The 18595-nt window shown below is 66.6% G+C and carries 16 protein-coding genes; 4 read left to right on the top strand and 12 right to left on the bottom strand.

Going from position 1 to position 18595, the window contains the following annotated elements:
- Nucleotides 1–5: 5 nt before the first annotated feature.
- The gene (locus KZC51_RS11075; protein WP_247630029.1) at nucleotides 6–1181 is read right to left on the bottom strand and encodes a cysteine desulfurase family protein; all 1176 of its coding nucleotides are present in this window, start codon (nucleotides 1179–1181) and stop codon (nucleotides 6–8) included.
- 93 nt (nucleotides 1182–1274) lie between these two features.
- On the opposite strand from KZC51_RS11075, the gene glgX reads away from it, so the two are divergent.
- From glgX to glgB, 3 genes are all read left to right on the top strand, one after another.
- The gene (glgX, locus tag KZC51_RS11070; RefSeq protein WP_247630028.1) at nucleotides 1275–3347 is read left to right on the top strand and encodes a glycogen debranching protein GlgX; all 2073 of its coding nucleotides are present in this window, start codon (nucleotides 1275–1277) and stop codon (nucleotides 3345–3347) included.
- A 66-nt stretch (nucleotides 3348–3413) separates the two neighbouring features.
- Complete coding sequence (locus KZC51_RS11065) at nucleotides 3414–5486, top strand: alpha-1,4-glucan--maltose-1-phosphate maltosyltransferase (RefSeq protein WP_247630027.1); 2073 nt, start codon at nucleotides 3414–3416, stop codon at nucleotides 5484–5486.
- Nucleotides 5483–7684, top strand: a complete 2202-nt coding sequence (gene glgB / locus KZC51_RS11060) for a 1,4-alpha-glucan branching protein GlgB (RefSeq protein WP_247630026.1) — start codon at nucleotides 5483–5485, stop codon at nucleotides 7682–7684. The genes KZC51_RS11065 and glgB overlap by 4 nt, the downstream gene beginning before the upstream one ends.
- 15 nt (nucleotides 7685–7699) lie before the next feature.
- Here glgB and KZC51_RS11055 read toward each other — a convergent pair whose 3' ends face one another.
- Both KZC51_RS11055 and KZC51_RS11050 read right to left on the bottom strand, forming a co-directional pair.
- Complete coding sequence (locus tag KZC51_RS11055; RefSeq protein WP_247630025.1) at nucleotides 7700–8623, bottom strand: tetratricopeptide repeat protein; 924 nt, start codon at nucleotides 8621–8623, stop codon at nucleotides 7700–7702.
- A complete protein-coding gene (locus KZC51_RS11050) occupies nucleotides 8620–10536 on the bottom strand; it encodes a DUF8094 domain-containing protein (protein WP_247630024.1) in 1917 nt (638 codons plus the stop codon). Before KZC51_RS11050 ends, KZC51_RS11055 begins: the two co-directional genes overlap by 4 nt.
- A 176-nt stretch (nucleotides 10537–10712) precedes the next feature.
- On the opposite strand from KZC51_RS11050, the gene KZC51_RS11045 reads away from it, so the two are divergent.
- Nucleotides 10713–11762, top strand: a complete 1050-nt coding sequence (locus KZC51_RS11045; RefSeq protein WP_247630023.1) for an AI-2E family transporter — start codon at nucleotides 10713–10715, stop codon at nucleotides 11760–11762.
- A gap of 6 nt (nucleotides 11763–11768) precedes the next feature.
- Here KZC51_RS11045 and KZC51_RS11040 read toward each other — a convergent pair whose 3' ends face one another.
- The 9 genes from KZC51_RS11040 to rpsB all read right to left on the bottom strand — a co-directional run bounded on the left by KZC51_RS11040 (nucleotide 11769) and on the right by rpsB (nucleotide 18504).
- Nucleotides 11769–12485 (bottom strand): alpha/beta hydrolase, encoded by a 717-nt coding sequence (locus KZC51_RS11040; RefSeq protein WP_247630634.1) that lies wholly within the window; start codon nucleotides 12483–12485, stop codon nucleotides 11769–11771.
- A 2-nt stretch (nucleotides 12486–12487) separates the two neighbouring features.
- Entirely contained in the window at nucleotides 12488–12775 is a 288-nt protein-coding gene (locus KZC51_RS11035; RefSeq protein ID WP_247630022.1) for an Rv1322 family protein, read from the bottom strand.
- A 9-nt stretch (nucleotides 12776–12784) separates the two neighbouring features.
- A complete protein-coding gene (locus KZC51_RS11030) occupies nucleotides 12785–13450 on the bottom strand; it encodes an aggregation-promoting factor C-terminal-like domain-containing protein (protein ID WP_247630021.1) in 666 nt (221 codons plus the stop codon).
- A gap of 65 nt (nucleotides 13451–13515) precedes the next feature.
- Nucleotides 13516–14097 carry a DivIVA domain-containing protein gene (locus KZC51_RS11025; protein WP_247630020.1) on the bottom strand — a complete coding sequence of 194 codons (582 nt, stop codon included), beginning with the start codon at nucleotides 14095–14097 and terminating at the stop codon, nucleotides 13516–13518.
- Entirely contained in the window at nucleotides 14094–15254 is a 1161-nt protein-coding gene (locus KZC51_RS11020; RefSeq protein ID WP_247630019.1) for a phosphatidate cytidylyltransferase, read from the bottom strand. The genes KZC51_RS11025 and KZC51_RS11020 overlap by 4 nt, the downstream gene beginning before the upstream one ends.
- A gap of 5 nt (nucleotides 15255–15259) precedes the next feature.
- Nucleotides 15260–15814 (bottom strand): ribosome recycling factor, encoded by a 555-nt coding sequence (gene frr, locus KZC51_RS11015; protein ID WP_141872151.1) that lies wholly within the window; start codon nucleotides 15812–15814, stop codon nucleotides 15260–15262.
- 68 nt (nucleotides 15815–15882) lie between these two features.
- Entirely contained in the window at nucleotides 15883–16599 is a 717-nt protein-coding gene (pyrH, locus tag KZC51_RS11010) for a UMP kinase (protein ID WP_141872152.1), read from the bottom strand.
- 91 nt (nucleotides 16600–16690) lie between these two features.
- Entirely contained in the window at nucleotides 16691–17518 is an 828-nt protein-coding gene (gene tsf, locus KZC51_RS11005; RefSeq protein WP_247630018.1) for a translation elongation factor Ts, read from the bottom strand.
- A gap of 44 nt (nucleotides 17519–17562) precedes the next feature.
- Nucleotides 17563–18504, bottom strand: coding sequence for a 30S ribosomal protein S2 (gene rpsB / locus KZC51_RS11000; protein WP_247630017.1), 942 nt, complete (start codon nucleotides 18502–18504; stop codon nucleotides 17563–17565).
- Nucleotides 18505–18595 lie beyond the last annotated feature (91 nt).

Below are 18595 nucleotides of genomic sequence, written 5' to 3'. Positions count from 1 at the left end.
CCAGTCTACGAGCGGGCACCTGTGCCGGACCCGGACGCGCGCGAATAGGCGTCGGCGATCACCGCGAGCACCGCATCCACATCCGCATCCGTGGATGTTCGCCCCAGTGTGAATCGAAGCACGCTCCGGGCGTCCTGCTCCCCCCGGCCCATCGCGATCACGACGTGCGAGGGTTCAGCCACGCCGGCTTGGCAGGCAGATCCGGTGGACGCCGCGACACCGGCGACGTCGAGGAGGAACAGCATGCTCTCGCCGACCGCCCCGGGAAAGAGCAGGTGCGCATTGCCGGGGAGACGCGCGTGCGGATCGCCGAGCAGCACAGCTGCGGACACACGCGATCTGATCCCGGCGACAAGACGATCGCGCAGAGCCGCGAGACGTGCGCTCTCCGCCTCCCGTTCGCGCTCGGCAAGCTCGATCGCCGTGGCGAATGCCGCCGTACCGGCGACGTCCTGCGTCCCGGCGCGGAGGCCGCGCTGTTGCGCACCGCCCCGGAGGAGCGCGGTGAGGTTGGCCGTGCGCGCCACCACCAGCGCACCGACGCCGACCGGAGCTCCGATCTTGTGACCGGCAGCGCTCAACGCCACCAGACCGGATCCCGCATCAGCTGCCCCGCGCAATCCACGGAACGACAGGGGAACGTGTCCGAGCGCCGCGACGGCGTCGAGATGCAGGGGAACTCCTGCCGATGCCGACACCATGGCAAGCGACGCGGCATCGTTGATCGTCCCGACCTCGTTGTTCGCGACGAGGGCGGTGGCGAGGGCGGCGCCGGGCAGCCGTTCCGCAAAATCCGACGCGGCGATGCGCCCGTCCGACTGCACAGGGACAGCGCGCACGGCGGCTCCCTCCGCCGCCAGAGCCGCGACCGTGTCCATGGTCGCGTGGTGCTCCGCGTCGGGGAGCACGATGCCGTCCGTCCCCGCCGCTCGCGCATGCCAGAGCCCCTGCAATGCGAGGTTGATCGACTCGGTGCCACCCGAGGTGAACACGACCTCGATCGGGTCGGCGTCGAGCACGGCCGCCACGCGCTCCCTCGAGTCCTCCAGCAGCCGTCGGGCATCCTGCCCGGCGCCATGCGTCGATGAGGCGTTGCCCACCAGCTCGGAAGCAGCCAGCCAGGCGTCACGCGCCTCCGGCCGCAGCGGGGTGGTCGCCGCGTGATCGAGATAGTGCCGCATAGGTCCATGCTCCCCCATTTCCACACCCCCAGGGCGCAGGGAACCGAGTGCGCGATGCGCTGGCACCGGGTCACATCCGCCTAGTGTGTACTCATGCCCGAGTCCCGAGACTTCACTGTGCCCGGCGGATCCGCACTCGACGACCTCGGCGTGCGCCTGCACGACGGGGGCGGCACGCTCCGCGTCTGGTCGCAGAATGCATCCTCCGTCGAGCTCGTCGTCTTCGATGCCACCGACCTCGATTGGGCGACAGATCAGGTCGCCCTCGAGCGACTCCCCGGCGGCATCTGGCAGGTCACGACGCCCCTCTTGCAGGCGGGCACACGCTACGCCATCCGTGTCGGCGGCCCGCATGGCCCGGGCAACACCTTCAATCCCGAGACGTTGCTGTTGGATCCTTACGCGCGAGGGCTCGCGCAGGGCGATGGCTACGAGGAATGGCGCTCGGTCGTCATCGTCGACGGGTTCGACTGGGGCGACTCCCGGAAACCCCGTGTCCCTCTCGACCGAACGGTGATCTACGAGGGCCATCTCAAAGGACTCACCAAGCGTCACCCCGACGTTCCGCCTGCGCTGCACGGCACCTACGCCGGACTCGCTCATCCCGCGATGATCGCGTACTTCCATGAGCTCGGCATCACCTCCGTCGAGCTGCTCCCCGTGCACGCCTTCGTCCCGGAACCACGGCTTCTCGAACGCGGACTCACGAACTACTGGGGCTACAACACCCTCAACTTCTTCACCCCCCACAACGCCTACGCCAGTGAGGACGCGCGTAAGCAAGGTCCGGAGGCCGTGCTCGCCGAGTTCAAGGGGATGGTGCGCCTGCTGCACGAAGCCGGGATCGAGATCATCCTCGACGTCGTCTACAACCACACGTCCGAAGAGGGCATCGGAGGTCCGCGCTCGAGCCTGCGGGGGATTGACAACGCCAGCTACTACCGGCAGGACGAGTCCGGTGTCTACATCGACACCACCGGGTGCGGGAACACGCTGAACACATCGACGGATGCCGGTGCGCGACTGGTGCTCGATTCCTTGCGCTATTGGGCCCAGGAGATGCAGATCGACGGCTTCCGTTTCGACCTCGCCACCGCGATCGCCCGCGACGCATCGCACACCTACACGCCGGAGCACCCCCTGCTCACCGCCATCGCGAACGACCCGATCCTGAGCGATACGAAGCTCATCGCCGAGCCGTGGGACGTGGGACTCGGCGGATGGCAGACCGGCAACTTCCCGGCCGGATGGCACGAGTGGAACGACCGGTACCGTGACCGCGTCCGCAACTTCTGGCTCAGCGACATCGACTATGCGCGACGTGCTTCCGCCCCGGTCGGCATCGGCGGCTTCGCGACTCGTCTCGCCGGCTCGTCCAACACCTTCAGCGAGGATCGCGGCCCGCTCGCCAGCGTCAACTTCGTGACCGCGCACGACGGCTTCACACTGCACGATCTGGTCTCGTACGATGTCAAGCACAACGAGGCGAACGGGGAACAGAACCGCGACGGCGCCGACATGAACCGCGCGTTCAACCATGGAGTGGAAGGCCCCACCGACGATCCGACCATCCTCGCTGCGCGTCGCAAGGCCATGCGAAACCTCCTGGGCACCCTGCTGCTGTCGGCGGGCATCCCCATGCTGACAGCGGGCGATGAGGTGGGCCGCACACAACGCGGCAACAACAACGCGTATGCGCAGGACTCTGCCCTGACGTGGCTGGGCTGGGAGTTCGAGCCGTGGCAACACGACCTGCGCGCGCACGTCTCCCGACTCATCGCACTCCGCGCTTCGAACCCCGCCCTGCGTCCGAGCCGCTACGCCCGGCTCGGCGAGCACATTCCGAATGCCTCGGTCATGGACTGGTTCGACCAGAACGGGGAGACCATGGAGAGCGGGCAGTGGACGGACCCCGGTAATCGCACGCTCCAATATGTCGCGGCATCAACCCCGGATCGCGAGCAGTACAACCGCATCCTGCTGATCGTGCACGGCACCGAGTCGCCGATCGACGTCCGGCTGCCGGACGAGATCGAGGACGCGACTCGGTTCGTCTCCCTGTGGTCGAGTGCGGACGAGCGTCCGTCTGACACTCACGAGTCGTTCGCCCCCGGTGACATCCTGCCGATCCCGGGTACCTCGATGAGGCTCTTCCGCGTGGAATGAGATTGCTCGCCGACGCACCCGGAGCGGTCGCTACCCGCGGTCCCCTCCGCGCGGTACATTCGGGGGGTGGCTGCACGTGCTGGTACCCGGTCCTCGGCTCTTCGGAGCTCCGCTCAGATCCCGACGCGCGCCCTGGCGGGTGATACCGGCAGACGAGATCTCCGCGCGACCAGGATCCCCCTCTCCGACGGCACTCCCTCTGTTCCCGGCGGCTATCCCGCGAAGGCATTCGTGGGAGAGGTCGTCCCGTTCGGTGTCGTCGCGTTCCGAGAAGGGCACGACACGATCGGCGTGCACCTCCGGCTCACGGATCCGCGCGGCGAGGAAAGCCTGCATCGGCTGACTCCCCGCAACGACGGCACCGATCGATGGGCGGTCGATATCGCACTCGATGTCCAGGGGACGTGGACGTATCGGTTCGAGGCGTTCTCGGATGACTTCGCCACTTGGGCACACGCGGCGTCCCTGAAGGTGGCTGCCGATGTCGACGTCGACGTCATGGCGGCGCTCGGAGCCGAGCTGCTCACACGCGCGGCGGCGGAGAAGGATCGACCCGCCGCGCAGCGCACACGGCTGCGCGCGGATGCGGCCTCTCTCGCTGGGGGCGACGCGGCCACCACGCTTCGGCTGTCGACCGATGCCGGGCTCGCCCAGCTCTTCGCCGACCGCCCCACCACCACGTTGCGCTCCACGTCGGACGCGCAGTCGATCGTCGTCGACCGCACCGCCGCAGGCGTCGCCGCCTGGTACGAGTTCTTCCCCCGCTCCGAGGGCGCGAAGCGACTGAAGGACGGCACGGTCAAGAGCGGCACGTTCCGCACGGCGGCGAAGCGCCTGCCTGCGGTCGCCGCTATGGGCTTCGACGTGCTCTACCTCGTGCCGATCCACCCGATCGGCACGACCAACCGCAAGGGACGCAACAACACGCTCACCACCGAGCCGGGCGACCCCGGGTCGCCGTACGCGATCGGTTCGGCAGACGGCGGACACGACGCCATCCACCCCGACCTCGGCACCGCGCAGGACTTCCGGGCCTTCGTCCGCGCGGCGCGCAAGGAGGGTCTCGAGATCGCACTCGATCTGGCCCTGCAGGCGTCGCCCGATCACCCCTGGGTCACCGAGCACCCCGAGTGGTTCACGACGCTTCCGGACGGCACGATCGCTTACGCCGAGAACCCTCCCAAGAAGTACCAGGACATCTATCCGCTGAACTTCGACAATGATCCGGAGGGCATCTACGCCGAGATGCTGCGCATCGTGCAGCACTGGATCCGACAGGGCGTGAAGATTTTCCGCGTCGACAACCCGCACACCAAGCCGCTGCAGTTCTGGGAGTGGCTCATCGCGGTGGTGAACGCCGAGGACCCGGACGTGATCTTTCTGGCGGAGGCCTTCACCCGACCCGCGGTGATGCGGGCTCTCGCGGCCGTCGGGTTCCAGCAGAGCTACAGCTACTTCACCTGGCGCAACACGAAAGCCGAGCTCGAGGAGTTCCTCACCTCCGTGTCGCAGGAGACCAGCGACTACATGCGGCCGAACCTCTTCGTGAACACGCACGACATCCTGACCGAGTATCTGCAGTTCGGAGGCCGAGCGGCCTATCGCATCCGCGCATGCATCGCAGCCACCGCGGCCCCCCTGTACGGCGTGTACGCGGGCTACGAGCTCTTCGAGAACGTCGCCAGGCCCGGCTCGGAAGAGAACATCGACAACGAGAAGTACGAGTACAAGTTCCGAGACTGGGAAGGCGAGGAGGAGCGGGGTGATTCACTCGCCCCGCTCCTGCGATCCCTCAATGGAATTCGACGTGCGCACCCGGCCCTCCGACAGCTCCGCAACTTCCGCGCACACTGGAGCGACGACGACGCCGTGCTGGTGTACAGCAAGCATCTGGACGCCGCCTTCACCGGCACCGGCCGGTCAGACACCATCATCGTCGTCGCGAACGTCGACCCCCATTCGGTACGCGAGACGACCGTGCACCTCGACACGACGCTCTGGGGTATCGCACCCGGTGAGAGCTTCGAGGTCGAGGACCTGCTCACCGGAGCGGTGTGGACCTGGAACGACCACAACTACGTGCGCCTCGACGCCTTCACCGAGCCGGTGCACATCCTCACGGTGAAGGAGCGGTCATGAGCTACATCGAAGACGTCACGGCATCCGCCGAGTGGGAGGCGATCGCGGCAGGGGCGTTCCACGAACCCCACGCCGTGCTCGGCTCGCACCCGATCAGGGACGCCGCAGATCGCACCATCACCGTGATCCGCGCCCGACGTCCACTCGCGTCGTACGTGGCGGCCGTCTTCACCGATGGGAGTCGGGTCGAGCTCGCGCATGTCGCGCATGGGATCTGGGAGGCGCGGCACGACGGACCACCCGTGGCCTATCGCCTCGCCACCGCCTACGGCGAAGATGAGGAGACGATCGCCGGCGATCCGTACCGTCACCTCCCCACGCTGGGCGACCTCGATCTTCATCTCATCGCCGAGGGTCGGCACGAGCGGCTGTGGCAGGTGCTGGGAGCGCATGCTCGCACCCTGGACGGCGAAGACGGTGTCGCGTTCTCCGTCTGGGCACCGAATGCGACTGCTGTGCGCGTCGTCGGCGACCACAACGGCTGGAGCGGTGAGCCGCATGCGATGCGTTCGATGGGCGTCAGCGGCATCTGGGAGCTCTTCATCCCAGGTCTGCGCGTCGGAGACCACTACAAGTTCCAGATCCGCACCCGGGAGGGCTCCTGGATCCTGAAGGCCGACCCGATGGCCTCTCGCGCCGAAGTGCCCCCCGCGACCGCATCCGTCGTCGCGACCTCCTGCTACGACTGGGGAGACGGCGCCTGGATGACCCGCCGCGCAGCCACACACGCGGTCGCGCAGCCTCTGTCGATCTACGAGGTGCATCTCGGTTCGTGGCGCGGCGGTCTCACCTATCGCGACGCCGCGGAACCGCTCATCCAGCATGTGACGGACACCGGCTTCACTCACGTCGAGTTCATGCCGCTGGCCGAGCACCCCTTCGGTGGATCCTGGGGCTATCAGGTCAGCGGCTACTACGCACCGACCAGCCGGTTCGGCAGCCCTGACGATCTCCGCTACCTGATCGACCGCCTCCACCAGGCCGGCATCGGCGTGATCATGGACTGGGTGCCCGGCCATTTCCCCAAGGACGCGTTCGCGCTCGCGCGCTTCGACGGTCAGCCGCTGTACGAGCATCCCGACCCGCGCCGGGGCGAGCACCAGGACTGGGGCACACTGATCTTCGACTACGGGCGCCCCGAGGTCCGAGGGTTCCTCGTCGCGAACGCGTTGTTCTGGCTCAGCGAGTTCCACGTGGACGGCCTGCGCGTCGACGCCGTCGCCTCGATGCTGTACCTCGACTACTCGCGCGAGGCCGGTGCGTGGGAGCCGAACATCCACGGCGGGCGGGAGAACCTGGAGGCCATCCGCTTCCTCCAGGAAGTCAACGCGACCGCCTACCGCCTCCACCCCGGCATCATGATGATCGCCGAGGAATCCACCAGCTTCCCCGGCGTCACCGCTCCGACCGACCACGCCGGACTCGGCTTCGGGTTCAAGTGGAACATGGGGTGGATGAACGACTCACTCCAGTACATCGAGCGTGACCCCATGTATCGAGCGCACCACGAAGGCGAGATGACATTCTCCTTCGTGTACGCGTTCGGGGAGAACTACCTGCTCCCGATCAGCCACGACGAGGTCGTGCACGGCAAGGGCAGTCTGCTCGCCAAGATGCCGGGCGACCACTGGCACAAGCTCGCGAACACCCGCGCCTATCTGGCGTACATGTGGGGCCATCCCGGGAAGAAGCTGCTCTTCATGGGGCAGGAGTTCGGCCAACTCGCCGAATGGTCCGAGGGCAGAGAACTCGACTGGTGGCTGCTCGACCAGCCCTCACACCGGCAACTACAGGACTTCGTCGGAGCGCTCAATCGGACGTATCGAGCGCAGGCGCCACTGTGGGAGCGTGACAGCGACGGATCGTCCTTCTCCCGCCTGGGTGCGCCGAGCTGGGATCCCACCGTGATCGCTTTCGAACGGCGCGACGCGCACGGCGGCAGGCTTGTCGTGGTGAGCAACTTCGCGGGAGTCGAGCGCGCGGGGTACCGGCTCTCCCTCCCGAAAGAAGGTGTATGGCAGGAGATCCTGAACACCGACGCCGGTGAGTACGGCGGGCGAGGTTCCGGAAATCTCGGACTCGTCTACGCGCAATCGGAAGGCGATACGGCGATCGCCACCATGAAGCTGCCGGCCCTGTCGACCATCTGGCTGCGCCACCAGAACGATCCGCACGTGCCGACGATCAGCCGCGGGTAGGACGCGGCCCCGACCTCAGAACAGCAGCGAGGTGAGTCGGTTGCGCGCGGCGAGCACGCGCGGGTCGCTCGCGCCGATCAGCCCGAACAGTTCCACCAGACGCTCACGGACCGGCGTGCGCTGATCGGCAGGGAGTTTCTCGAACAGGTCGAGCAAGCGCCCGAACGCGTCCTCCACGTGTCCGCCGGCGAGATCCAGGTCGGCCACGTCGAACTGGGCCTGGACGTCGAGCGCATCCGCCGCCGCGGCAGCGCGCGCGGTCTGCAGGTCCAGACCCTGCGTGCGGGCGAGCAGTCGCACCTGGCCGAGGCCGGCGAGAGCATCTGCGTCACGGGGGTTCTCTGCCAACGCCTTCTCGTAAGCGGTGATCGCGGCGGCGTAGTCGCCGATCTCGATCGCCGCAAAGGCCTCCGCATGCAGCGGCGGCAGCGGCGGCTCCTCCGGCGCCGCGTCGGTCTCGCCCGAGTCACCGACGGGGAGAACACCGGTGACTCCGTTCTGAGCCGCGAGCTGGAGCAGCTGTGCGAAGACCTCGCGGACCTGGTCTTCCGGCACGGCCCCGGTGAACATCGGGACCGGCTGCCCCGCGATCAAGGCGACCACCATCGGGATCGACTGCGCGCGGAAGCTCTGCGCGAGCTGAGGATTCGCGTCCACATCGACCTTGGCCAGAAGCACCCGGCCGCCCAATTCCCTGGTCACCCTCTCGATGATCGGGCTGAGCTGCTTGCAGGGCCCACACCACTCCGCCCACAGGTCGATGACGACAGGGACGGTCCGGGAGAGCTCGAGGATCTGTCCGAAGGACTCGTCGGTGGCGTCGACGACCACGTCAGCGACGCGCGGGGCGGGGGCGGCCGGTGCAGAGGGGTCCGGTCGGTTGCGGAGGCTGGACAGGTCGACGGCACCGCGCAGAGCAGCAGGAGAGATATCGGTCACTTGATCACCTTCGCGGAGACGAGGTCCTGGTGGACGGCAAGGAGTCTGATCTGCTCGGTGGATCCCTGTGCGGGCACCGCGAAGAACAGTTGGAAAGAGTAGGTGGTCTCGATGCCCTTGGCGGACTCCGATACCCCCGTCAGCGCCTTCGCCTGAGCGTTCTCCCCGAAACGGATCACGGCATCAGCCACGGTCGGCGTCACCTTCTCGGTGTCCGTGACCACCACGCTCACGATGGCACCGCTGCCAAGCGTGGTCATCGCCACCGGAGGATCATCGGTAGGCGCCATCTGGAATGTCGCCTTGGAGGTCTCCGAGGCATTGTTGTCGGCGAGCTTCTGCACCACCTCCTGACGGCTGTCCCTGATCGACTTCGCAAGGTTCAGCGAGAGGTCATCGAACAGTCCATAGGAGTCGCTCTTCTCTCCCTTGTCGACGACATCCGAGAACGCCGTGGCGAGGTCGGCCGGAGGAACGCTGAGGAAGGCGGAATCCTCGGGCACCAATGACGTTCCCAACCAGCTCGCTGCCACCTCGGGGAGCGCGACGTCGGCAGACATCTCCGCCATGTTCGAGACCTTGTAGTTCGACCATGGGTCCTGCTGCGTCATCGTGAGGATCACCGGAGGCACGGTGTCATCGCTCGTGTTCTTCGACAGCAGAAGCACGGTCCGGGGCCAACGATCTGTCGCCTCCGGCAGCACGACCTCGACCTTGTCCGTCGGTATGGCTGTGGGCGGAGTCGTGTCGGGGAGCTCGGTGCGCAGCGCGTACTCGGTGGTGCGTGCGATGAGTGCAGGGCCGTCGAGACGGGTCGCGGCGAGATCCAGGTCCAGGGCGGTGTCCGCGTCGACAAGAGTCGCGGAGATCTCCTGCAGAATTCGGGTCGCCTGTGCCTCGGTCACCGCCGGCGGCTTCTGGTTCTCCGGAGCGATGACGGTCGGAGTCGGTGACGGGGTCGCGGTCGCCTGCTCGAACTGGGGCCAGGAATCCGCCGAGCATCCGCTCGCGAGCAGCGCTGTGAGGCCGATCGCCGGCAGAGCGATCAGACGAAGCCGACGCCGCGGCGTGCGGGCGGAGCGCAGTGAGGTCTTGGCATCGGGGTTCTTGGTCTCGTCCACGATCTCGGCGTCCTCCACATCGGAAGCATCCGGAGTCTGCGGGCCCGAGGCTGCTCCGGATGAGGACTCGAGCGCGTCCCGCTCGCCCGGCGGAAGCGCGGCGACATCGATGGGCTCGGTGACGGGCAGCGGGCCAGGGCCCTTGCGTCGGGGACCACGTCCGCGCCGCTGGTGACGGATGCCCAGCACGTAGAGGATCAGACCCACCAGCAGGACGGCGCCGCCCGCCGCCATCAGCGGACCCGCCCATGGCGTGGAGTTGTCCAGGGGCCAGGAGATCGCGATGTCATCCGGGGCGTCCTGAGTGCCGTCGTAGGCGATCAGAACGCTCATGCCATCGGGAAGCTGCATGTTGTCGGCGATCAGTGCGTCTGTCTCGCTGAACGAGTCGAGCCACAGGTCGGAGCCGACCGGGTTGTGGGTGACGGGCTCGTCCGTGCTCTCGCCATCGCCGTCATCCTCGGCGGCGGGCGCCGCGATGTGCTCTACATCGAAGGTGCCATCCTTCGCCACGCTCACGTGGTTGTAGTCCGAATCGGCGAGCCACGCCTCGAGGTCGGAGGTGCGCCCGTAGGCGGCGAAGATGTCGCCGTCGCCGCGGATCAGCAGCGTCTGCGCTCCCGGATTGCTCCTGAGCACCTCGCCGTCCATCAGCACGAACGGCGCAGGCTCCTGTACTTCGACCTTGGTCTGCTCCGACGACGGCCCCATGAAGATGGTCCGCTGAGCGATCCCGGCACCGATCAGCACCGCAGCCAGCACGAAGGCCACGACGGCCCATACGAAACGCACGAATAGTCTCCTCACGCGTCTCAGGACTTGCCCGAGACGCAACACTCGACATTTCAGACTATCGAAACCACCTGTGTGTCAACCACAGGTGGTTCCGTGCCGCGCTGTTCGGCAGGTCGACAGGGCGAAGACCGCGCGGCTCGATACCCTGACATCAGCAGTCCCGAGGAGTTCAGATGAAGATCCACAATCCTTTCCGCACCGCTCTGGTGGCAACGCTCGGCGTGGGGTTGGGAATCCTCCTGATCGGCAGCGTGCAAAACCTGTCTACGGTGTTCCTCTACGTGGGCACCGCTCTGTTCCTCAGTCTCGGTCTCGACCCCGTCGTCGCATTCCTCGAGCGTAAGAAGCTCCCTCGGTGGTTGGCGGTGCTGGTCACGATCGTGGCTGTTCTGGCGGTGTTCGCCGGCATCGTGCTGATGGTCCTGCCGATGATCGTCTCCCAGATCACGCAGCTCATCGATCAGATCACCCAGTTGGTCAGCCGGCCAGGCCTGCTCTCGGACATCGAGGCGTGGATCCTCGGCGTGTTCCCCAACCTCGACGTACCGCGGGTTCTCGGCGAAGCGCAGGCATGGTTGATCGGGAACGTGGGCGACATCACGAACAAGGTCATCAACGCGAGCGTCTCGATCGTCACCGGCCTCTTCGGCGCTTTCATCGTGCTGATCCTGACGATCTATCTCACTGCATCGACGCCTTCTCTCAAGGCGGCCGTCTACCAGCTTGCTCCAGCCTCCAAGCGCGATCGCTTCATCGACCTCGCGGAGCAGATCACCGACTCCGTCGGCTACTACGTGATGGGTCAGCTCTCGTTGGGTGTGATCAACGGGGTGCTGAGCGCGATCTTCCTCTCGATCATCCAAGCCCCCTTCCCTGCTGTGCTCGCGGTCGTCGCCTTCTTCTTCTCGCTGATCCCGCTGGTGGGCACCCTCACCGGGTCGAGCCTGATCGTCCTGGTCTGCCTGATCCCCGGGCTGGGCTCCCCCGCCACAGCGATAGCGGCCGCCATCTACTACCTCATCTACATGCAGATCGAGGCCTACGTGATCTCGCCCCGCATCATGAGCCGAGCAGTCTCCGTGCCGGGTGCCGTTGTTGTCGTCGCCGCGCTGGCAGGCGGCAGTCTTCTCGGTCTGCTGGGCGCGCTGATCGCGATTCCGGTCGCCGCGAGCATCCTGCTCATCTACCGTCAGGTACTCATCCCGCGGATGAACGAGCTCTGAGTCCGCTCAGTCGGCCGGCGGCCAGTGTGTCGCGAGAGGAAGGGCTGGCGGGTTCACCGCGGCCACGATCTCTGTGAGAACTCGGCGCGTCTGCGTCTCCCCCACCCAGAGGTGCTTGCCACCGTCTACAGCGATCAGCCGGGCATGAGGGATCGAGGCGAATCGCTCGCGTGCCTCCGCAGGGCGCAAGTAGTCGTCTAATTCGGGAACGAGCACGACGACCTCCCGATCGGCGCCGGCCCAGGCCGCGACTTCCGCGTCCGTTGCACGATGCAGTGGAGGCGACAGCAGGATCACGCCCTCGATGTCGTGGTCGCGGCCGTACTTGAGTGCGAGCTCTGTACCGAACGACCAGCCCACGAGCCAGGGACGTGGCAGCGCGCGCTCGCGGACGAAGTCCATCGCGGCAGCGACGTCGAACTGCTCCGCACCACCGCCGTCGAACGCCCCCTCACTCGTACCCCGCGGCGAACTGGTGCCTCGGGTGTTGAAACGGAGCACAGCGAGGTCGGCCAGCGCGGGAAGACGTGCCGCCGATTTGCGAAGGATGTGCGAATCCATGAAGCCGCCTGCTGTGGGCAGCGGATGGAGCGTGACCAGGGTCGCGACGGGCGCTGTTGTCTCCGGGAGTGCGAGCTCTCCCACCAGCGTCAGGCCGTCTGCCGTCTGCAGCTCGACATCCTCTCGACGGGCCGGCAGCTCCAACGGTCCGCGAATCTCCATGCTCACGCCATCCTCCAACAGTGTGTGTGCCAATGTCTGCGCGCTGCGAGGTCGGCGGCGTCACCCAGCACGCCATCGGCACGCCATGCCACGAGATGAGCGGTTCCAGCGGCAACCTCGCGACTGCAGCCGGGGCAGATGTATGCCTTCTGCGCCTGTGCAGCCGACACGGGCTGCACGGTCCATTCGGCACCACGTCTGGTCTCTGACCGCTTCCAGCCGGCCATCAGCCGTTCCAGCGAATCTTCGTCGTCAGGGCGCGCCGAATGACGTTTGCGGGAGCGTGGCACGACGCGCGCTCACCACCAGTGGTTGTTGGTCCAGAAGGCGTATGCCCCGGCCCAGCTCCCGTAGCGTCCGACCGCGTATCCGGTCGCCCACCGCAGGTTGTCGACCGGGTTGTATCCGTTGCCGGGGACCTTGCTGCACGGCAGGGCCTGGACGAGTCCACACGCGCCGGACGACGCGTTGGTCGCGTTCGGGTTCCAGCCGCTCTCCCGAGAGACGATGTAGTCGACGTATCCCTGATCAGCTGGCGCGATGCCCGCGGCCGCCATCCATTCCGCCGGTGCGCCACCGCCGCTGTACAGCAGGGGGCCGCCGCCGCTCGACCCGCCACTGTCCGTCGTCTGCGCGACGACGGGCTTGGGCTTCGGCTTGGGCTTGACGTACACCTCGAACTCGCCACGCTCGATCGGCGTGATCGCCGCTCCTTCGACCGTGACGGTCAGATTCTGCGTATCAGCGAGAGCCGCCGCGTAGACGCTGTCCGTCGTGTCGGCAGTTGGTGGATCAGCGAGTGCGACCCCGGTCGGCGCCATGATGGCCCCAGCGAATCCGACGACTGCGACGGCGCTGAAGACGCCGACGACGCCGCGGCGTCGCGACCACCTCCGAGTGCCTCTGCGCGCGGATGTCGCCACCGCCGCGGGCACCAGCGAGGCGTTGCTTCGTTCGAGTTTCATGTCGTTTCGGGAGTTCACGATGATGGACAGTCTACGCAAAGACGCCTGAGACGACCATGGGAGGCCTAGCGAACTGCCAGGATCACGTCGATGGTGGCATCGAGCAGGGCGTCGACCTGCTCCTCGCGATAGCCGCCGCGCTGCATCCGGAACGCGGCAGAACGCAGCTGCTCCGCTGTCAGCGCGTCACCGTCGCGCAGGTAGCGCACGATGCGGGTGGCGACGTGATCCACCTCATCGACGCGATACCCGAAGGTCAGAACGCCGGTCCGCGCGAACCGATGACGCGCCGGGCGAGCGAGATGGTCGAGGATGACCTGTGCATCTTCGCGGGCCTGCTCGACCCACGCCCCCGCACCGCGAGCTCGTACGACCCGCTCACGTTCTCGCGCGGCGAACGCGTCCTCGACGCGGCCCAGTGCCGCGTCGACATCCGCGACCACGTAGCCGCCCTTGACCAAGGGAAACGACGCCGTTCGCACGTCAGCCGCTTCCAGCTCATCCCCGCCGAGCTCGAACGCCTTGCGTGCGGAAGCGAGGAACGTGTCGACCGCGGCACGATGATAGCCGAGCGTGCGTCCCGTCGTGAGGGCGAAGGCGGGAGGCGCGTCTTCCGCGGTCGTAACATCCGGAGATCGGTCGGTCATGACAGCACCACCCAGGGAGAGAGGAGGAAGTAGAGGCAGAGCGCAGGAACAGTCGACGGAAGGATGCTGTCCAGCCTGTCGAGCAGACCACCGTGCCCCGGCAACCACGAACTCATGTCCTTGATACCGATATCTCTCTTGAGCATCGACTCGCCGAGATCGCCGAGGGTGGCGGACAGTAGGATGGCTGCGCCGAAGATGAGTCCCGCCCACCAGGGAAGATCCAGCAGGAAGATGGCGAGGAGGGTGCCGGCGATCAACGACGCCGCGACAGCGCCGCCGAAGCCTTCCCACGTCTTCTTCGGGCTGATCTTCGGTGCCATCGGATGCCGTCCGAATGCCAGACCCGCAGCGTAGGCGCCGGTGTCTGCAGCGACCGCGATCGCGATGAAGCTCAGCACCCACCACTGCCCGCCTTCCTGCTTGAGCAGAATGAGGGCGACACCCGCGAGGAACGGCACGTAGATCTGCACGAACCCACCGACCACGGCGTCGGCGAGCACGTCGCCGTAGGTCCGTCCATCCTTCGACATCATCTGCGCGACGAGGCGCCAGACGATGACGAACGAGACGGCGACGAAGAGCGCGACCCAGCACAGCCAGATCTCTGCAAAGTAGGCGGAGAGCACCAAGATCGCAGCGGCGACGAGCTGCGGGACTACATCGATACGCCGCCCGCCGGAGCGCAGAGCACGCGAGAGTTCATAGACACCGAGGAGTGCCGCCGCCAACGCGAACGGCACGAACAGCGCCTTGATGAAGAGCAGGGAGCCCAGGAGTGCGGCTCCGAATGCCAGTCCGATGACGATGGCCAGCACGAGGTCGCGACCGGTGCGTTCCTTGATCCGCTCGTTCGCCTGATCCAGCTGATCCCGCGCATGCGACACGTGAGTGCCCAACTCGTCCCGCGCTGCGCGCCACTGCTCTCTGATGGCGTTGTGATCGGCGGTATCGAGCTGCTCGGTCGTCGCGACTTCCACTCCCCCGCTCTCGCGCTCCACGCCAGGCAGCGGAGGACGCGGGGGGATGTTCATCGCGTCGAACGCGGGAAAAGCCGTGTCCGGAAGCGGGATGCCGCCCTCAGAGCCGGCCCCGTCAGGCACCTGATGGCGCGACGGTGACGTCCCCTCCCCGTCATCTCGCGTGTCGTCAGACATGCCGACTACACCTCGAGGAGTTCGGCCTCTTTGCGCTTGAGCGCGTCGTCGATCAGATCGACGTGCTGACGCGTGAGCGCATCGAGCTCCTTCTCGGCGCGAGCGATCTCGTCTTCGCCGAGTTCGCTCTTCAGAGCGTCGAGCTCGTCCTTCGCCTTGCGTCGGATGCCGCGGACATGCACCTTGGCGTCCTCGGCCTTCGTCTTGACGAGCTTCACGTACTCCTTGCGGCGATCGGCCGTCAGCTCGGGCATCACGACGCGCACGAGATTGCCATCGTTCGTCGGATTGGCGCCGAGGTTCGGCATGTCGCGGACAGCCTGCTCGATCGCCTTGAGCGCGGACTTGTCGTACGGCGTGATGATCAGCGTGCGCGCTTCCTGGTTCGCCAGCGAGGCGAGCTGGGCCAGAGGGGTCGGCGTTCCGTAGTAGTCGACCAGAACCTTCTGGAAAAGCTGCGGGTTGGCGCGACCGGTGCGCACCGTGGAGAAGTCCTCCTTGGCAGCCTCGACCGCCCGGGTCATGCGGGAGGTGGTTTCAGCGAGGACATCCGCGATCACGGTGACTCCTATCGTCGGGGTGTTCTGGAAATTCTATCGGGCGCAGCCGGTGCGCCCGGATCACACGCTCACGCAGTGACGAGTGTTCCGATCGGCTCGCCGAGCAGAGCGCGGGTCACGTTGCCTGCGGGCTCCATGCCGAAGACACGCATGTCCATGTTGTTGTCCATGCAGAGGCTGAATGCGGTCGAGTCGACCACCTTGAGCCCACGCTGGAGCGCATCGCGATACGTCACCTGCTCGATGCGCTCGGCATCGGCATGCTTGTTGGGGTCGGCGGTGTAGATCGCGTCCACACCGTTCTTCGCCACCAGCACCTCCTGCGCACCGATCTCGAGCGCACGCTGCGCGGCGACCGTGTCGGTGGAGAAGTACGGAAGACCGGCGCCGGCGCCGAAGATGACGACACGCCCCTTCTCCATGTGCCGCTCGGCGCGACGCGGGATGTAGGGCTCCGCTACCTGGGTCATCGCGATCGCGGACTGCACCCGCGTAGCCGCACCCGCCTGCTCGAGGAAGTCCTGCAGGGCGAGGGCGTTCATCACGGTGCCGAGCATGCCCATGTAATCGGCGCGACCTCTGTCCATGCCGCGTTGGCTGAGCTCGGCGCCGCGGAAGAAGTTGCCGCCACCGACGACGATGGCGACCTCGACGCGGTCGACCGCTGCGGCGATATCGCGCGCGATCTGGCCGACGACGTCGGGGTTGACGCCCAGCTGACCGGCGCCGAATGCTTCCCCGGAGAGCTTCAGAAGGACGCGGCGGCGTCCAGTGCGTTCGGTCATGGGTGTTGTCCTCTCGTCCCGATTCAAGATAGTGCCTCGTGGGCACGAAGAAGGGGTTCGGATCTCGATGATCCGAACCCCTTCGACTTTGCTACGCGCCGACCTTGAAGCGCGCGAAGTCCGTCACGGTGATACCGGCGTCCTTCGCCACCTGGGCGACAGAGAGCTTGTTGTCCTTGGCGTAGTCCTGCTCGAGCAGCGCGACCTGCTTGATGAACGCGGAGACACGGCCCTCGACGATCTTGGGCAGCGCCGCTTCGGGCTTGCCCTCGTTGCGGGAGATCTCGGTAACGATCTCACGCTCCTTCTCGACGGCGTCTGCCGGAACGTCCTCGCGAGCGAGGTACGACGGGTTGGCGAACGAGATGTGCTGGGCGATGCTACGCGCGGTCTCGGCGTCGTCACCCGAGTAGGCCACGACGACACCGATCTGCGGGGGCAGATCCTTGCTCGTGCGGTGCAGGTAGACCTCGACCTTGTCGCCGGAGATCGTACGCACGCGGCGCAGCTCGACCTTCTCGCCGATGATCGCGGCTTCCTCCGAGATGAGCTGCTCGACGGTCATGTCGCCCGCCTGAGCGGCGAGAGCGGCCTCGACCGAGTCCGCCTTGACGGCGGCGACGGCGTCGGCGACCTTCTCGGCGAGCGTGATGAAACGCTCGTTCTTCGCGACGAAGTCGGTCTCGCAGGCGAGCTCGATGAGCGTTACAGCGCCATCCTGCTCGCGAGCGACGATGAGGCCCTCGCTGGTGGAACGGTCGGCGCGCTTCGCGTTGCCCTTGGCACCCTTCAGGCGCAGGATCTCGGTGGCCTTCTCGACGTCTCCGTCGGCCTCCTCGAGCGCCTTCTTGGTGTCGACCATTCCCGTGCCGAGCTGCTCACGCAGCGCCTTGAGGTCAGCGATGGTGAAGTTGGCCATGTGTGGTGGCTCCTTGCTTCGTTATGTATGTCGGTTCGAGGGGATTACTTGGCGTCGGCTGCCTCGGCGGCGGCGACCTCAACGGTCTCCTCACCGGAAGCGGCTGCGATGGCCTCGTCGTGTGCTTCTGCACCGGCCTCGTCGGCAGCGGTCTCGTCGGCGGCCGGCGTCTCGACGACGGCAGCCTGGTCCTCAGCGGCCACGATCTCGGCAGCGTCGGCCGACTCCTGCACGGGGGTCTCGAGAAGCTCCTTCTCCCAGTCGGCGAGCGGCTCAGCGTCGCCCGTCTCGGGGTTGTGCTTCTGCTGCAGGCCCTCGGCCGCGGCGTCTGCGATGATGCGCGTCAGCAGCGACACGGAGCGGATCGCGTCGTCGTTGCCGGGGATCGGGTACTGGAAGTCATCCGGGTCGGCGTTCGTGTCGAGGATGCCGATCACCGGGATGCCGAGCTTCTTGGCCTCGTCGATCGCGAGGTGCTCACGCTTGGCGTCGACGACCCAGATGGCCGACGGCGTCTTGGTGAGGTTGCGGATACCACCGAGCGACTTGTGCAGCTTGTCGAGCTCGCGCTTCTTGAGAAGCAGCTCCTTCTTCGTGAAGCCGCTGTTCGCCGGGGTCTCGTAGTCGAGCTCCTCGAGCTCCTTCATGCGTGCGAGACGCTTGGAGATCGTCTGGAAGTTGGTGAGGAGTCCACCGAGCCAGCGCTGGTTGACGAAGGGCTGGCCGACGCGGGTCGCCTGCTCGGCGAGGATCTCCTGCGCCTGCTTCTTCGTGCCGACGAAAAGGATCGTGCCGCCGTGGGCGACCGTCTCCTTCACGAAGTCGTAGGCCTTGTCGATGTAGCCCAGCGACTGCTGGAGGTCGATGATGTGGATGCCGCTGCGCTCGGTGAGGATGAAGCGCTTGACCTTCGGGTTCCACCGACGGGTCTGGTGTCCGAAGTGAACGCCGCTGTCGAGCAGCTGACGGATGGTGACCACAGCCATGGTCGTCTCCTGATTCTGGCGCATTCTGCGCCGTTGAGGTTGTCAAGCCGATCCGACGATCGGCTTCCTGGTGCCCGGCGCACACCCGCCT

This window comes from Microbacterium croceum, assembly GCF_023091245.1.
Taxonomy (GTDB): domain Bacteria; phylum Actinomycetota; class Actinomycetes; order Actinomycetales; family Microbacteriaceae; genus Microbacterium; species Microbacterium croceum.
This window is presented reverse-complemented; position numbering and strand designations above follow the sequence as displayed.

What these genes read in the sequence shown, in the direction of transcription:
- KZC51_RS11075 (WP_247630029.1), bottom strand. Translation starts at nt 1,181, where the DNA reads ATGCGGCACTATCTCGATCACGCGGCGACCACCCCGCTGCGGCCGGAG.
- glgX (WP_247630028.1), top strand. Translation starts at nt 1,275, where the DNA reads ATGCCCGAGTCCCGAGACTTCACTGTGCCCGGCGGATCCGCACTCGAC.
- glgB (WP_247630026.1), top strand. Translation starts at nt 5,483, where the DNA reads ATGAGCTACATCGAAGACGTCACGGCATCCGCCGAGTGGGAGGCGATC.
- KZC51_RS11045 (WP_247630023.1), top strand. Translation starts at nt 10,713, where the DNA reads ATGAAGATCCACAATCCTTTCCGCACCGCTCTGGTGGCAACGCTCGGC.
- KZC51_RS11040 (WP_247630634.1), bottom strand. Translation starts at nt 12,485, where the DNA reads ATGGAGATTCGCGGACCGTTGGAGCTGCCGGCCCGTCGAGAGGATGTC.
- KZC51_RS11030 (WP_247630021.1), bottom strand. Translation starts at nt 13,450, where the DNA reads ATGAAACTCGAACGAAGCAACGCCTCGCTGGTGCCCGCGGCGGTGGCG.
- KZC51_RS11025 (WP_247630020.1), bottom strand. Translation starts at nt 14,097, where the DNA reads ATGACCGACCGATCTCCGGATGTTACGACCGCGGAAGACGCGCCTCCC.
- KZC51_RS11020 (WP_247630019.1), bottom strand. Translation starts at nt 15,254, where the DNA reads ATGTCTGACGACACGCGAGATGACGGGGAGGGGACGTCACCGTCGCGC.
- pyrH (WP_141872152.1), bottom strand. Translation starts at nt 16,599, where the DNA reads ATGACCGAACGCACTGGACGCCGCCGCGTCCTTCTGAAGCTCTCCGGG.
- tsf (WP_247630018.1), bottom strand. Translation starts at nt 17,518, where the DNA reads ATGGCCAACTTCACCATCGCTGACCTCAAGGCGCTGCGTGAGCAGCTC.
- rpsB (WP_247630017.1), bottom strand. Translation starts at nt 18,504, where the DNA reads ATGGCTGTGGTCACCATCCGTCAGCTGCTCGACAGCGGCGTTCACTTC.